Source organism: Clostridium chromiireducens (assembly GCF_002029255.1).
GTDB classification, from domain to species: domain Bacteria; phylum Bacillota; class Clostridia; order Clostridiales; family Clostridiaceae; genus Clostridium; species Clostridium chromiireducens.
Map to the genome: position 1 here is coordinate 1 of NZ_MZGT01000048.1, position 15,836 is coordinate 15,836.

General features: G+C 31.7%; 12 protein-coding genes. 2 read left to right on the forward strand and 10 right to left on the reverse strand.

The features are described 5' to 3' along the window. Nucleotides 1-201: 201 nt before the first annotated feature. From CLCHR_RS16550 to CLCHR_RS16565, 4 genes are all read right to left on the reverse strand, one after another. Nucleotides 202-1,458 (reverse strand): efflux RND transporter periplasmic adaptor subunit, encoded by a 1,257-nt coding sequence (locus CLCHR_RS16550; protein WP_079440932.1) that lies wholly within the window; start codon nt 1,456-1,458, stop codon nt 202-204. Further along, the gene (locus CLCHR_RS16555; protein ID WP_079440933.1) at nt 1,448-4,621 is read right to left on the reverse strand and encodes an efflux RND transporter permease subunit; all 3,174 of its coding nucleotides are present in this window, start codon (nt 4,619-4,621) and stop codon (nt 1,448-1,450) included. Before CLCHR_RS16555 ends, CLCHR_RS16550 begins: the two co-directional genes overlap by 11 nt. A gap of 435 nt (nt 4,622-5,056) precedes the next feature. After that, on the reverse strand, nt 5,057-6,070 hold the full coding sequence (locus CLCHR_RS16560; RefSeq protein ID WP_079440934.1) for a pirin family protein: 1,014 nt from the start codon (nt 6,068-6,070) through the stop codon (nt 5,057-5,059). Between the two features lie 540 nt (nt 6,071-6,610). Beyond that, nucleotides 6,611-6,886 (reverse strand): hypothetical protein, encoded by a 276-nt coding sequence (locus tag CLCHR_RS16565; RefSeq protein WP_079440935.1) that lies wholly within the window; start codon nt 6,884-6,886, stop codon nt 6,611-6,613. Nucleotides 6,887-7,271: 385 nt separating this feature from the next. Between CLCHR_RS16565 and CLCHR_RS16570 the strand changes: the two genes are divergently transcribed. Further along, nucleotides 7,272-8,270: a CAP domain-containing protein gene (locus CLCHR_RS16570; protein WP_079440936.1), complete on the forward strand. Its 999-nt coding sequence runs from the start codon at nt 7,272-7,274 to the stop codon at nt 8,268-8,270. A gap of 384 nt (nt 8,271-8,654) precedes the next feature. Here CLCHR_RS16570 and CLCHR_RS16575 read toward each other — a convergent pair whose 3' ends face one another. After that, entirely contained in the window at nt 8,655-9,644 is a 990-nt protein-coding gene (locus CLCHR_RS16575) for a Gfo/Idh/MocA family protein (RefSeq protein WP_079440937.1), read from the reverse strand. A gap of 242 nt (nt 9,645-9,886) precedes the next feature. On the opposite strand from CLCHR_RS16575, the gene CLCHR_RS16580 reads away from it, so the two are divergent. Next, nucleotides 9,887-10,279: a bacteriohemerythrin gene (locus tag CLCHR_RS16580; RefSeq protein WP_079440962.1), complete on the forward strand. Its 393-nt coding sequence runs from the start codon at nt 9,887-9,889 to the stop codon at nt 10,277-10,279. A gap of 367 nt (nt 10,280-10,646) precedes the next feature. On the opposite strand, the gene CLCHR_RS16585 is transcribed toward CLCHR_RS16580, so the two are convergent. The 5 genes from CLCHR_RS16585 to CLCHR_RS16605 form a co-directional block, all read right to left on the reverse strand. Further along, on the reverse strand, nt 10,647-11,672 hold the full coding sequence (locus tag CLCHR_RS16585) for an Rpn family recombination-promoting nuclease/putative transposase (protein ID WP_079440938.1): 1,026 nt from the start codon (nt 11,670-11,672) through the stop codon (nt 10,647-10,649). 344 nt (nt 11,673-12,016) lie between these two features. Next, nucleotides 12,017-12,829, reverse strand: coding sequence for an ABC transporter ATP-binding protein (locus tag CLCHR_RS16590; RefSeq protein ID WP_079440939.1), 813 nt, complete (start codon nt 12,827-12,829; stop codon nt 12,017-12,019). A 15-nt stretch (nt 12,830-12,844) separates the two neighbouring features. Then, nucleotides 12,845-13,891, reverse strand: a complete 1,047-nt coding sequence (locus tag CLCHR_RS16595) for a taurine ABC transporter substrate-binding protein (protein WP_079440940.1) — start codon at nt 13,889-13,891, stop codon at nt 12,845-12,847. Between the two features lie 29 nt (nt 13,892-13,920). Beyond that, a complete protein-coding gene (locus tag CLCHR_RS16600) occupies nt 13,921-14,709 on the reverse strand; it encodes an ABC transporter permease (RefSeq protein ID WP_079440941.1) in 789 nt (262 codons plus the stop codon). 14 nt (nt 14,710-14,723) lie between these two features. After that, a complete protein-coding gene (locus tag CLCHR_RS16605) occupies nt 14,724-15,836 on the reverse strand; it encodes an iron-containing alcohol dehydrogenase family protein (RefSeq protein ID WP_079440942.1) in 1,113 nt (370 codons plus the stop codon).

Sequence of the window (15,836 nt, forward strand, 5' to 3'; positions counted from 1 at the left end):
AATATCCGGTACTTTCATTTGGAATCCTCCCTTATTATTTTTAAGTATATTATTCCAAATCTACCATCAAACAATACAAAAAAAGAATGTAGTAGATTTGTTTTACACAAATCTATCTACATTCCTTTTGCTAGTACAATTTGACTTGTTATTTTCTTTAAATATGAATTAAATCTTACAATTTTTACTTGAGTCGTTAGCCTATTGCACCAAATTCACCTTTTCTCCATCACTTAATAAATTTTGGCCTTCAGTAATTACATCTATGCCTTCCTCCACTTTGCCTGTCACTTCTGTAAATTTCTCATTTGAAATTCCGATTTCAACTGCTATCTTTTTCACCTGGCCACTGTTAACTGTATAAAGATAATTTACACCATTCTCCATTTTAATTGTTTCATTTGGAACCATTAAAATGTTGTCCTTCTTTTCAGCTGGTAAGGATATTTTAGCAAACATACCTGCTTTTATTTCATCATTAGAATTATCAATTTTAACCTTCACAACATAGAAGTTGTTTTTTGAACTTGTATTTGGGCTGATATTTTCTATTACTCCAACTATTTTTGCATCTGGTAATGCATTTATATCAACCTGTACCGATTGCCCTACTTGAATTTTCTCAAGCATTTTATCAGGAATATTTATTTCTGCTTCTAAACTGCTAGAATCTATAACAGTAACGGAACCTGACTGTGCGCTAGCAAGCTCACCTACTTCTACTGCTTTTTCTGACACAACTCCAGCTATTGGTGCAGTAATGGTAGCGTTATTTATCTGATTTTGCACTGCACTCACTCCTGCATGTGCTTGTTCAAGCGCTGCTGCAGCCGCCTTTGTAGCTTGAGGTCCTGACTTACTCTTTAATAGTTCCAAGCTATCCTGCGCATTTTTTAAGTCAATAGTTATAGCATCAAATTGGGCCTTAGCATCATCTAACTCCTTTTTAGATACTGCTTCAGCAGAATATAAAGTTTGTGTTCTGTCATAACTGTCTTTTACAGTATTATATTGAATTTGTAATTTTCCTACTAGCTGTTCCGCTTGCAATAATTGCTGCATAAACCCAGAGTCGCTAGTTCTTTCTAAGTTAGCACTAGCTGCACTCACTCCCGCCTCTGCCTGCTCAAGTTGTGCTGCATAATCTATAGTGTCCAATGTAAATAATGTTTGGCCTACACTAACCTTGTCTCCTACCTTTACATCTACAGTCGTAACTCTTCCTCCTGCTTTTGGCGAAACTACTACCTGTTTCGCAGGCTTTAGGTTACTTGCATATTCTACATTTGTTGAAATAGTTCCAGTTGTTATTTTTTGTGTTTTTACGTTTTTAACCTCTTGTACTATTTCTGCAGGTTTATTTTTAGCAAGGATTGAAATAACTATAGCCACAACAACTGCTAAAACTACACCTCCTATTAAAAGCTTTTTCTTTTTCTTTAACCCCTTAAACTTCATAGGTGCTTCCCCCCTCTAGGTTCTGATTTTTCTTCTTTTTAAAAGATACTACGCTTCTTAAATCAGCCATTAATGTATAAATAACTGGTAATACAATTGGTGAGAGTATTGTTGATGCAATCATACCACCAATTATTATAATTGCCATACTCTTTTTCATTTCGGTTCCCTCACCCATGGATAAGGCAACTGGCAACATGGAAACAATCATAGTTGCACTTGTCATGACTATTGGCCTTAATCTAGTAACACCAGATTCAATAAGAGCATCTCTTAAACTCATTCCTCTCTTCATAAGGGTATTGGTATAATCTATGAGTAATGTTCCATTTTTAGATGCTAATCCTTCTAACATAATTAATCCAATCATGGACATCAAGTTTAAAGTCTGTCCAGTTAGAGCCAGTAAAACAAAAGCACCTATAATAGCACAAGGCAGAGCCATCATTCTTATAAATGGAGTTAAGAAGGATTCATAAAGCACTACTAAAATCATATAAACAAGAGCTAAGGATGCACATAAAGCAAGTCCAAGAGAAGAAAAACTCTCTGCCATCTGTTTTTGATTTCCTCCAAAGCTTATACTATACCCATCTGGAACCGAAAGAGCCTTTAGTTTAGCATTAATATCATCGGTAACTTCTCCAAGAACTCTTCCTTGAATATTAGCTTCAACAGTCACCATATCCTGCTTATCTTCTCTAGATATCGAAGGGGCACCATCTATTTTTTGAACGGATGCAATTTGACTCAGTGGAATTTGCGCTCCTAAGGAATTTGTAATTTTCAAGGACTTAAGATCTTCAGGACTCTTGATTTGTCCATTTTCAAACTTAAGGGTTATGTCATTTTCCTCATTCTTTGATCTGTACACTCCCACATTGGTTCCTGCAAGTGCCATTCTAACAACACTTCCAACATTTGCTGTAGAAATATTGTACTGAGTAGCTGCTAGGTTATCTATATTTACCCTAAGTTCACTGCTTCTTGAACTTGTAGAGTTACTTATATCAGTGATTCCTGGAACCGTACTTAGTAACGTTTCAACTTCCTTTGATAAATCTCTTATAGTATCCGAATCATTTCCTTTTATTTTAATTGATACAGGCTTACCACTACCGCCAGAGGACGATGACTCTGCTACATTAATATCTGCTCCAGACATTTTTTTACCAAAAGCACGTAACTCACTTGCAAGTTCACTTTGGCTTTTTTTACGTTCCCCCTTAGGAACTAAATTAATGAAAATTTGAGCAATAGATTTATCTGCAGTTGATTCTCCATCATGTCCAATCAAGGAAAAATAATTTTTTACTTCTTTCGTTTCTTGTAAATATTTCTCTAGCTCAGAGACCTTCTCATCCGTTTGTTTTAATGTAGATCCTGGGGCAAGCTTCACATTAATTTGAAGAGAACTCTGATCCGCCATAGGTATAAACTCTGACTTTATCGCTCCCATTGGAATTAGCATGACGCTAAACACAACTCCTGCAGTAACTATAGCTAAAACTTTTTTCCTGTTATCTAAAGACCATATTAAAGCTTTTTTATAGGCCTCTACAAGTTTCTCAAAAGACCCTTCTGTTTTAGCATTTATTCTGCTGAATTTAGAACTTATTCTACTAATAAATTTAGGAGTTATTTTACTTAATATTTTAGATTTTTCTTTTTGTACTAGCAGCTTTTTAAGGTTTTCATTTTTTAATAGCCTTGAAGAAAGCATTGGTGTAATTGTAAAAGATACAATTAGCGAAAACATTGTAGCTGCAACAATAGTAAGTCCAAATTCCCTAAACATCTGTCCAACTAAACCTGATACAAGAGAAACGGGAGCAAATACAACAATATCACATAAGGTTATAGCTATTGCTGCCATTCCTACTTCCCTACGACCTTCAATAGCTGCGTCTATAGGATTTTTCCCCATATCCATATGCCGCTGTATATTTTCTATAACAACTATAGAATCATCCACCAGAGTACCTACAACGAGCGATAAGCCCATGAGTGACAACATGTTCAAGGTAAAGTGCATCTGATACATCATAAAAAATGTAGCAACCAGTGAAGTTGGTATAGCAATTAAAACTACTAAAGAAGAACGGAAACTGCGGAAGAATAAGTAAAGTACAATTGCAGTAGTTAAAATTCCTTCAAAAAGATTATGTTTTATTTGAGTAAGTGAAGAATTAATAAAAGTAGTAGTATCCATTAAAATATTTACTTCTGTTCCCTTTGGAAGTGCTAATTTTATATCTTCCAGTTCCTTTTTTACAGCATCAGCAACTTCTACTACATTTGAATCACTTTGCTTTCCAAGTATCATAGCTATAGTCTTGTTACCACCAAACCTTGTTAATACTGTAGCATCTGGAACTTCTAAGTCAATTTTCGCAATATCCCCAAGACGAATAGTCACTCCATTGCCAGCAGGTATTAATAGATTTCGTACAGCATCAACGGAACTAAACTGACCAATAATTCTAACAGATTGATCTAAGCTGTCTTGTTTAATCTCTCCAGCTGGTATATTAACGTTTGACGCTTGCAAGGTTCCCATTAAAGTATCAATGTTGACTCCATAATACTCCATAGTAGCTTTGTCAATTTTTATCATCAATTGCTTCTTATCCGCACCTAGCAATGAAATATTGCCCACTCCAGGTACTTTTTCTAATCTTTGTTTTAAGATATCAGATTGATTGTAAAGCTCCTCATAACTGGCATTACCATTTATTGAGACTATCATCATAGGTATGGAACTCATATCCATTTTATATAAAATAGGCTTATCAGCAGCTTTAGGAAGTCTCGCCGAAGCAAGTTCAACAGCCTTTTGAACATCTAAATATGCGGTATTTATATTTGCACTCATTTTAAAGGTTATTGTAACAGTACCATAACCTTCCCCTGAAGTTGAATTTAGTACATCAACCCCGCTTATTCCTGAAACCGCATCTTCAATTGGTTTTACAATATCTTTCTTAATATCCTCTGCACTGGCTCCGTTATAAGTTGTCATTATTGATATAACCGGAATATTCATAGATGGCATTAAATCTGCCCCCATGCTTTTATATCCCATGATACCAAGTCCAACGAATAAGATTACCGCCATCCACATGGCAGCTGGTCTTTTTACTGATATTTCAGTTATACTCATTTCTCTCCCCCTTACTCTATGTTCTTTAATTTTTTCTCATTATCTCACTCATTATTAGTATATCATTATCCGGGAAACTAGAAAATATTTTCCATCACTTCAACATAAAAACAATTAAGTTCTAAATAATACCGATTCTAACATCTATGCTATTTGTACAAAAATTAGAATAGTCTTCTCTTTAAAATAATAAAGCTGAGACTTTCTAAATTCAGAAAATCTCAGCTCATTATTAAATTCTTATTTTTTCATTAATTTTTAATATATTGTCTGTGGATATAAAGTGAAACTTTTCAGGTGGAGTTATAACTCCACCTGAATTTAGTTGAACTTATCCAGGAGCGTGCAGCCGTTATCTCCCACTTGAAGAAGGGGGAGTGTTACGGATGCTAGCTATCGGATAAAAATGAAAATACTTCCGCTTATACATAATAATTATCTGTATTCTATTTTACCATTAGGATATTGTGCAAATCTTCCTTTTTCTCTTGGATGAACAAAATCATCACGTTCCCATGGCCATCCTCCAAAGCCAGTGCTTCTATAATCATCAAAAGCATCCTTAATTTCTTTATCAGTTGTCATTACAAAAGGCCCATAACTTACAACAGGTTCTCCAATTGGTTCTCCTTCTAAAAGTAGCAGGCAGCTTTCCTTTGTACCATTTTTTATTTCTACTATTTCATCTCCTGCAAGTTTTACACTATGATAAACCTCAACACTAGTTTCTTCAATATTTATTTTATCGCCTTCATAGAAGTAGACAGTTCTGTTTAGTGTAGAAGATACTTTAGGAAGCTCGATACTAGCTTCTGGTTCCATATGAATAATCCAGATTCCTACATTGTTATTCCTATTACTTGCCCATGAATTAGGCGAAGAATCCAAACTCCTAGTACCATTATAAGAACCTGAAATCAGTTTTATAGTACTTGTTTTACCCTTTTCATTTCGAGATTGTATAACCGGTATATCTTCTGCCCAAAGCATTTTATAATGTGGTTCCACAAATTTGTCTTTTTTAGGAAGATTGACCCAAATCTGAAATAATTCTAATGGATTATTTTTCTCTTTATTAATTAAAGGAAACATTTCTGTATGATTACAACCTCTTCCAGCAGTAAGCCATTGCACGTCGCCAGCTCCATATCTGCCTGTTGCACCTGCTGAATCTGCATGGTCAACATATCCTTCTAACACTATTGTAACTGTTTCAAAACCTCTATGTGGATGCTGTGGGAATCCCGGAATATTATCACCATGGTACATATTAAAGCCATCTATTCCCCGAAAATCATTGCCAATAATTCTGCCTGCTAGAGATGCATTGGGTCCCATCTCATCATTCCCCTTTGGATAAGCATCCTTATGATGTGCACAGAATATAAAAGGGTCACTTGTCTCCCATTGAGAACTTAGTTTATTTATTTTAATTACACTATTGTTCATCATTTTAACCTCCTTAAACACCTATTACTAGTACCAATCCAATTGATTATATCTAAATAAATTCTTCTACGAATTTTTCTCCATCAATTGGCGACCACTTTCTATTAACCATTACCTTTCCACTTCTTAATACTGGATGACGATCATTGAAAGTAGGTTTCCCTTCTTCTTCACCTTTATTGTAATAAGATTCCTTATTTATATTTTACAAATAATAATTATTAATTGCAAGTGATTATCTTTAAAATTCAAAATTAAAATAGAAATTATTCATAAAACAATTGCATCCATCCCTATTTTGTTTTTCATATCTTAAGCCCCTTATATTATTAACAATTTATATCTCCACTGTAATCACTTAATAGGTATGATTATTATCTTAGAACATAAAAATAGATGACCATTGGCCATCTATTTTTATGTTTTATTTATATTTATCTTGTAGGGTAAGTTTTCCTTTATTCTAGTAAAACCAAAATGTATATTCAAAAATATACACCTTTTTAGGTTCTAAAATAATAACCACTTTCTTTATTACTTCTAAAAATCTTCAGGACTTAAGTTATTTACATAATCTAAGACAACATCTAATTTATCTGAAGTACACATTGTATCTATACCACCACCATGATAATATACACAAAAACGATCCTTATATAAGTAGAAAATATGATAACTTCTCTCTCCTACTTGTCTTTGTCCTAAACAAACTTCTTCATCATCCTCAGTTAATTTTCTCAATACCTTATTCTTAACATCTACATTTTTTAATCCATCTAATTCAGCAAACCTTGTAAAAAATTTAAATTTATCCATATAATTCACCTCATTTGATTTTTTTGGTAATTATTCTTTATTACGTTGATTATAGCATAGTTTAATTTATTTTAATATTATTTTATTTAGGTTCGCAGTAATTGATATGCCTGTGATATTTAAAATATTATTGGGGCCCATCCTTTGCACTGCAAGGTATTTAGTGATATCGTGGTGCATAAAGCAACATATAAGACCATACTCAAGAGATTTTGTGCCTATTTCGTTTAAAAGACTTTAGCAGAAGATTTTCGTCTTGAATGTTGTCATAAAAATGTTAGTATAGACACATGACCTCACTTGAAAACAGCAAACATTCAAAAAATGTTTATTGTTTATCTGAAATTCAAGGAGGCAAATAAAACATATAGAAGGAGAAAAACTTATGATGAAGAATCCTTTAAGAAAAATAATAACAGCAGTTATCGCAGCTACAACTATTGGTAGTTTCTCATCATTAGGAGTATCTGCAGCAACTTTTGATTCAAATGCTAAGACTTATTATAATACGATTTTAAATAACATTTTAAATAAAGGTTTAATAATGAATGACGGTAAATTGTATAACTTTCATAATACAGGTACAATGCAAACAGGCGTTACCAATGTTAATGGACAATCTGATTTGTTAAGCCAATTAGGTATAATGAAAATTGGAAAAGCCATAGCAAATAACGAAACTAATACAACTACTTCAAACGGACAAGTTCCTAATGAGAAAACACCAGTTGTTAACAAAGTTTTTGATTCAAATAATAACATAGTTAAAGATAATAATAAAACATCTACAGTTAGTACTTCAACAAATAATCAAGAAACAAATGCAAATTCTGGAAGTACACAAAACATAGAAAAAGTTACTAATAATACAGCCAATTTAGATAACATTGATAAGACAAATAATATTAAAAATGATAAAACTACTACTGATGCTTCTTCAAATACTAATTCAGTTGATGTACAGGGGTTACCTAAATTGCCAACAAAATATTCAATAACGGTACAGGCTTCAGCTGAACAAAAAATTCTTGAATTAATGAATGCAAAAAGAACAGAAGCTGGTCTTCAACCTCTTACTATGGATAATACATTAGTACAAGTAGCAAGATATAAAAGTAATGACATGATACAAAATAACTTCTTTGACCACACAAATCCAGACGGAACTAAATGGACAAACTGGTTACAAGATATAGGATACAAATATACTACAACAGGAGAAAATATTGCATACAATACTAGTGATCCAGTTGAATTATTTAATCAATGGTGGAATTCACCAGGCCATAGAGCTAATATGATGAATGTTTCATATAATAAAGTTGGTATAGGTGTAATCTTCGGAAACGGTAAATATATGGGATCACAAGAATTCTCTAATTAAGCATAAAAAAGAGACTAAGAATCAAGTGGAGTTTGATCTCCATCTGATTCTTAGTCTCTTTTTATTAAAACTAGTACGTGGAACTGATGGATACATTAATTAACTATAGATAACCCAAACAAGAATTTGATTTATGCTTTGAAATACTTTTCATACCAGAAAGAGAAGGTACTCTTTTACGCAGTGTTGCATTCAGAAAATGGTTGTAGGTATTTCTTCAGTAAAAGTTGTTCCAGTCCTGCTTGTCATTAGCTTGCCTAAGGAGCAAGCAGGACTGGTGCAACTTTTACTGTTAGAAATCCACAACCATTTTCTCTAGCAACCGAGTAAACGAGTACCTTCTCTTTCGGTTGGTTATATGCATAAATTTAAGTTATAGTAGGGCTATCTATATATCTGTTCAAATGGATATATAACGCCCCATTCATATCTTAATGAATCCATAATTTCCATAATTCTAAGAGTCTCTTTGTGTGGCATTTGTGGACATTCTATTTCTTTATTTTCAATTGCTTGTATAGCAGCCTCAACCTCATATTCATAACCAGTTATTTGTTTTGGTGCATCATAAACTGCAATTTCCTCTCTCTCTAAAGAAAATACACTAATTTTTTCGTAATTATTAATATTTTCAACAACAATATATCCCTTATCTCCATTAATCACACCTTGGCGATCACTTATAGCAAGTATAGAACTATTTAATACTGCCATTTTTCCATCTTCAAAGCATATTGTAATGCTATTTTGAGCATCAACGCCAGTTTCTGTTTTTATTGCAGCTGATGAAATACTCTTTATCTTATCACCAAAAACCATGGCTGCAAAGTTAAGCGTATAAACTCCCAAATCCAATAAAGCTCCACCTGCAAGTTCTGGATCCATAATTCTTGCTTTATGCGTAATTGGATAACTTAAATTTACATTTAATGAGGTTACCTTTCCAATAACACCGCTTTCTATTACTTCATTTAAAGTTTTTGACATTGGCATATAACGCGTCCATATTGCCTCTGTAATTAACAACCCTTTGCTTTCTGCTAATTTTAATACTTCCTCCGCCTGCTTAGCATTAGACGTAAAAGCCTTTTCACAAAGTACATGTTTTCCATGATTTAAACACATTATAGCATGTTCATAATGGTGAGAATGTGGCGTTGCAATATATACAAAATCTAAACTTTCATCTTTTAACATTTCCTCATATGAACCATATGCCTTTTCAAATCCATATTCCTTTGAAAACTTCTCTGCTCTTTCTAGATCTCTAGCCGCAATTGCATATGTATCTACATTGTCCATTTTACTTATTGTTTCTGCCATTAACTTTGCAATATCACCTGCACCTAAAATTCCCATCTTTATTTTACTCATTAGATCAACTCCTAAACTTTTATGGTTACTTTTTAAAAATTAAATGTATTCATTTACATTATAAATCTTAAAGTTAACTTTAAGTCAAGAATTTTTTTCTAACGTTTACCTATTACTCCCATAAATTTCTATGAACTAATTAAAGCTTATTCTTCATTTATACAATACATAATTAAAACGTTTTAAATATTTTAATTATATGGTAAAATTAATAGAATATTATAAAAAAGGGGCGAAAAATGATGTTAACATGGAAAGAAGAATATTCGATTGGTATCGAGATAATTGACGAACAACATAAACATCTATTTGAGATTGGAAATCAAGCATATGAATTATTAAAAAATGAACTTCGTGTAGATAAGTATGATGATGTTGTACAAATATTAGAAGATTTGCGTCAATACACTAAATTTCATTTTCAGACGGAAGAAACTTATATGTTGAAAATTAATTCTGACCAATTACCAATCCAAAAAATAGAGCACGCAGAGTTTATAAAGAAAATATTCAATATTGATTTTAGAAGTTTGGATGCAAATACCAATAAGCATTTGAACGAAATACTTTTCTTTATCTTAAATTGGATATTGGATCATGTGTTACATAAAGATAAATTAATAGCCCAAAGATAAGAATTTTATTAAATATCACCAAACTTCATGTAGTCTATATATCTTCTTTGGTATGATCTTATACAAATCTTTTGCCATCTCAAGGCCTTTGTTTAGTTATACTTTTCACTTTATATTTAGCATAAAAAATAATATACTATAATAATTTCTATTAAGTTCATTATTTTTTATTTATTCAATTATTCAAATCTTAATTTTTAATATTTCTTACTTAGTTTCGAGTATTTTCCAGTTTTTTATGTTTATTATTGCATAACTTTACGTAAGATAATTAAGGCTGAGGTTTTCTAAATTCAAAAACTCTCAGCCTATCTAATTTATGTTGTTATTTTCTTTTTCATCTTTAAAACTTTCATATTAATATTTATTAATTTTGAAGATACTTTTCTACATCTTTTATACTTTCAATATCTAAAATATTGTCAATGATTAAATTTAAATCATTACTATCTAGCTCTTCTATTTTTTTATCGTAGTCGTTATTTAGAACTCCAAATTTTTTAGTCAGTAAATTCTTAACTCTTCTTATATCCTTTAATCTAATATTTTCTCTTTCTTGTTTTCTAGTTTCTTTTTCAGTTTCTTTCCTCACTTTTTCTTTCATTTCTTCTATCATAAATGCATTATTAGCTACCATATTTTCCACTCCTTCTCTATTATCAGCTTCTAATATTTTAACTACATTTTCTCTTATAGCCTCATCAACAGTATTTCTAAGCCAATGCTTCAATATCTCTTTTTCTCTACTTGTTAATTTGGAAAACTTTAGTGCCACAGCTTTCAATCTCTCAAAAAATTCTAATGGATTCACCTTTTGATCTAGTAAGAATATAGCTGATGTAATATTATTATTTTTTATTAATTCCTCTTTAGTATATTGATGATTTACATCAAATAATTCGTACTTAAAGTTAACTATATCATCACCAAAAAGTTCACTATTACTTACTATGTCCTTGAAAAATCTTGGCGAATTCCACCTTCTTATAGAGTTATATAAGACTATTGGAACTACTGCGGGAATTTTAAATCCTTTTCTATTTTTCTTATTTTCTTCTTTTAAATTCTTAATATATTCTCTAAGCACCTCATTAATATAAAAAAATAATCTTAAAGGCATTTTATAGTCTACTGTTGATTGAAATTCTAAAAGAGTATAAAAAATCACTTCTCCACCATTAATACTCGCTTTATATACAATATCTGCCTCATTTTCTTCATAATCTGATAATATGTACTGTTTATCTACCAAAATTAAATTTTCTTCATTTAAATCTTTTGCCCAAGATGCACTGAGCATTTCTTTAACTAAATTCAAAAACACTATTTTGTTAGAGTAAAGATCTTTGTAAGACTTATCGTGTATATTATTAATGGCCTTTTTATAACCCATTCTCTTACCTCAATTATATCATAAATTTAGATTTAAGCGCTTATTTATCTATATTCTAATTATTTCCAATACTAAACAAAATATACGCACATATGTTCTCAACGACAAAAAAAGAAGTATCATTGAAAATACTCCCTCAACTCCATAATAATGTACATTAGAAATTTTAATTATCCATCTGCGAACTTTTTTGTTTCTTTCTATCTCAAGTAATTTTGTTTTTATTATAAAAAAGCTATCCTTTCTTGGATAGCTTTATGTTATTTTTAAGCTATTATTTAAATCCTTAAGGTGGATTGTACTTAGAATTTACTGGACCTCCGAGGTGGTAGTCGTTCAAAAAACTATATTTTAAATATATATGGCTGATGATTTATCAAATCTAATATCTCTTCCCTAATTTTCATATACTCACTTGTATAACGGGTATTATCTGAATTTTCTGCAGACATTCTGTAAGTAAATTCTGTATTGAATTCCTTAACTATTTTACCTGGCCTGCTTGACATAACAATTATCCTTGTACCTAATGCTAATGCTTCATCTACATCATGAGTAATAAGAAAAATCGTATTCTTCGTTTTCCACCATAATGTTCTTACCAATGCTTGCATATTTTGCCGTGTTAAAGCATCTAATGCTCCAAAAGGTTCATCCATTAAAATCATTTTTGGATTGTTAACTAATACTCTTGCAAGAGATGCTCTTTGTTTCATCCCTCCTGATAATTCATAAGGTTTATGCTTATGAAATTCTGTTAAACCAACTTCTTCTAAATACTTGTCAGTTAACTTTTTTATTTCATCTTTAGGCAGTTTTCTCATTTTCAATCCAAAACTGACATTATCCCTTATGTTAAGCCATGGATAAAGAGTTGGGGCTTGAAATACAACCCCTCTATGCCAATCAGCACCCTCTATAATTGCATCATCCATTTTTGCCACTCCACTAGTTGGTTTTAAAAATCCTGCAATAATTTTTAGCAATGTACTTTTACCACACCCTGATGGACCAAGCACACATATAAATTCACCTTTTGAAATATTTAAATCTATATTTTCTAGTGCAGTAACTGTACCTTTCTCACTCTCGTAACTCAGATTAATATCTTTAAGCGTTACAACTGGTAAGCCTATATTTTTGTTGTCTTCACACATGACCTAACACCTCATTTATTTTAAAGAATCTTCAATGTATTTAGGATTCACAGCTTTTTCAAATACTGATATTTCTGGACTATTTGTAATAGTTTTTTGTTCTAATAAGAAATCAGAAGTGCTCTTTAATGTCTTAACAAAATCGCCTTTTTTATCACTTGTCCCTAAATACTTATTATCAAGCTGTTCTTTTCCTGATAACCATTGCGATGCATTAATTTGATGTGCACTTTCTTCTTTACTAATTCCTAAAGCCTTTGCAATTGTTTCAATAGCATCGTTTGGATTATTTTTATAAATATCATTAGCTTTTTCAAGGGCCTTAATATATTTTGTTACAAGTTCTGGATATTTTTCTGCAAATTCTTTTCTTACAACCTCAGTATCACAAGTTAAAACACCTTGTGCTGCCAGCTCTCTACTAGTAACAAGTATCTTTCCATCACCTAAAAGTTTTCCAAGAGTTGGTTCCCATACATAAGTAGCATCAATATCCCCTCTTTGCCAAGCTGCATATATATCATTTGGCTGCATATCTAAAATTTTCACATCAGATTCAGATATATTATTTATTTTAAGTGCATTTAACAAACTATAATGTGCTGTTGAACTTGCTGGAACTGCTACCTTCTTCCCTACTAAATCAGAAATTTTATTAATACTCGCACTATTCTTAACTGCTAATGCTTCAATATCACCAATAACATCATGAATCCAAATAAGTTCTATTGGAATACCACTTGCAATACCAACCGTTGCAGGTGTTGAGCCCATTAGTCCAAAATCAATACTTTTTGAGGCAAGTGCATTATTTACATCTTTACCTGAATCAAATTCAGTTATATTAACTTTAACTCCTAGTTCTTCTTCGAAAAAACCTTTGGTTCTTGCAAGACTTTCATCGGTAGGCATTTGTTGGGTACCTATATTTACAACTTCCGGAAGTTCCTTGCTAGATTTTGCTTTAGCGTTAGTATTATTTGTGGTTGATCCACACCCTGCTAATGCTCCTGCCACTACCGTTGCTGCTAAAATCCCACTTAATAATTTTTTAAATATCATAATAAAAATTCCCCTTTCAATTCTGTTTTTTATTCTTTTCCTTTCCACGGAACAACCTTATCTTCTATGATACGTATAAACTTATCCAGCAATATTCCAGTTATCCCCATGATTATAATTCCTACAAAAATAATATCACTTCTTAAAAATTTACTTGCATCTAATACCATCCAGCCAATACCAGAAACTGCTGCAACCATTTCAGCTGCAACTAATGTAGTATAAGCTACACCTATAGCTGTCCTTAATCCAACAAATATATCTGGCAGGCAGGATGGGAATATTACATGGATAAAAACTTGATATTTATCAGCACCTACTGTATATGCACTATTTATATAATCTGCTTTTATTTTTAATACTGCTGACATACACGAAATATAAATTGGTGCAAAACTTGCTAAAAATAATAGTGCTATCTTTGATCCATTGTCGATTCCCATCCATAAAACTAATAATGTATAATAAGCAAGGGGTGGTAATGGTCTATAAAATTCTATTATTGGTTCAATAATTGCTCTTACTTTGCTGTTATATCCACTTAAAAGACCTAATGGAATTGCTGTAATAGCAGCTAATATGTAGGCAATAAGTAACCTTTCCATACTTGCACCTAAATGCTGCACAAGTGATGAGCCTTTATAGTTATTTTGAATAATATAAATAAAAGCAAGCCAAACTTTTTTTGGCGATGGAATTAAAATATCTGATACAATCCCCAATTGTGTTACAATTGTCCAGGCTATTATAATTACTGCTATGGTAGTAAGGGTTAACGCTTTTTCTACTGTAAAAAATTTTTTTAATGCTCTCTTCATTTTCTTCCCCCTCTCTATTTAAAGGTTGTATACATTTTTAAAAGTACGTCATCACTTATATCAATTGGATTATTCATTAAATTCGCATTCTTACTTTTTTCAACCAATTCCAATATATCATTATCTGTTAATTTCAAATGCTTTAAATCAACTAATAGCCCTATATTCTTTTTTAATCTATAAATATTATCAGCCATTTCATTTGCATCTTTGAAACCTAATAATCTTGAGAATTCGTTAACTCTTTCGTCCTTTTCTCCATTAAATCTAGTAAAATAATCTAGTGTTAATCCACAAGCTTCACCATGGGGTATATTATATTTACTAGTTAACAAAAAGGAACATGCATGAGATGATGTAGTCTTTGGTAATGTGAATGATAATCCCGCTATAATAGATGCTTCTGCTAATTTTTCTTTAGCAACACCATCCCTTGGATTTAGATAAGCTCTTTCTAAATAATCAAATACCAATCTAGCAGAATGAACTGCGAGTGCATCACATATAGGCTGATGTCCCTTACTCCAATATCCCTCTACAGCGTGGCATAAAACATCAATACCTGTGCTTGCAGTAATATTATCTGGTAGTGAATAGGTTAGCTCTGGATCAATAAGTGCAAGTTTCGGATAAAAGCTCTTGGAAACAATAGGTGTTTTTTTACCTAATTCCTTATCAGTTACTACACTTACACAAGTAACCTCACTTCCAGTTCCAGAAGTTGTTGGAATTGCTATAATCGGAATACTCTTATTTGGCAAGCTTAAATTTGTACCATGATATTTTTTAATTGAATCATTAGTCAATGAAACTGCTCCACTTGCCTTTGCACAATCAATAACGCTTCCACCGCCTAATGCTACAATAAAACCTATATTATTATTTCTAATGATCCCTGCACAATTATCAATATTTATAATTGTTGGGTTAGGTTCAACCTCACTAAAAATATCAATTATTTCATTTTGACTATCCTCTTTTAATTTTTCTGCAAATCCACTTTTGTAAAAAAATTTACTAGTAACTAATAAGCCCCTTTTATATCCATTATCTTCAATAATTTTTCCAAGCTTATTAATGCTGCCATTTCCGAAAATAATATTTACTGGTTGTTCATATTCCCACAT

Excerpts from the sequence above, each read along its gene's own strand:
- CLCHR_RS16550 (WP_079440932.1), bottom strand. The coding sequence starts at position 1,458 with ATGAAGTTTAAGGGGTTAAAGAAAAAGAAAAAGCTTTTAATAGGAGGT.
- CLCHR_RS16555 (WP_079440933.1), bottom strand. The coding sequence starts at position 4,621 with ATGAGTATAACTGAAATATCAGTAAAAAGACCAGCTGCCATGTGGATG.
- CLCHR_RS16560 (WP_079440934.1), bottom strand. The coding sequence starts at position 6,070 with ATGAACAATAGTGTAATTAAAATAAATAAACTAAGTTCTCAATGGGAG.
- CLCHR_RS16565 (WP_079440935.1), bottom strand. The coding sequence starts at position 6,886 with ATGGATAAATTTAAATTTTTTACAAGGTTTGCTGAATTAGATGGATTA.
- CLCHR_RS16570 (WP_079440936.1), top strand. The coding sequence starts at position 7,272 with ATGATGAAGAATCCTTTAAGAAAAATAATAACAGCAGTTATCGCAGCT.
- CLCHR_RS16575 (WP_079440937.1), bottom strand. The coding sequence starts at position 9,644 with ATGAGTAAAATAAAGATGGGAATTTTAGGTGCAGGTGATATTGCAAAG.
- CLCHR_RS16580 (WP_079440962.1), top strand. The coding sequence starts at position 9,887 with ATGTTAACATGGAAAGAAGAATATTCGATTGGTATCGAGATAATTGAC.
- CLCHR_RS16585 (WP_079440938.1), bottom strand. The coding sequence starts at position 11,672 with ATGGGTTATAAAAAGGCCATTAATAATATACACGATAAGTCTTACAAA.
- CLCHR_RS16590 (WP_079440939.1), bottom strand. The coding sequence starts at position 12,829 with ATGTGTGAAGACAACAAAAATATAGGCTTACCAGTTGTAACGCTTAAA.
- CLCHR_RS16595 (WP_079440940.1), bottom strand. The coding sequence starts at position 13,891 with ATGATATTTAAAAAATTATTAAGTGGGATTTTAGCAGCAACGGTAGTG.
- CLCHR_RS16600 (WP_079440941.1), bottom strand. The coding sequence starts at position 14,709 with ATGAAGAGAGCATTAAAAAAATTTTTTACAGTAGAAAAAGCGTTAACC.
- CLCHR_RS16605 (WP_079440942.1), bottom strand. The coding sequence starts at position 15,836 with ATGTGGGAATATGAACAACCAGTAAATATTATTTTCGGAAATGGCAGC.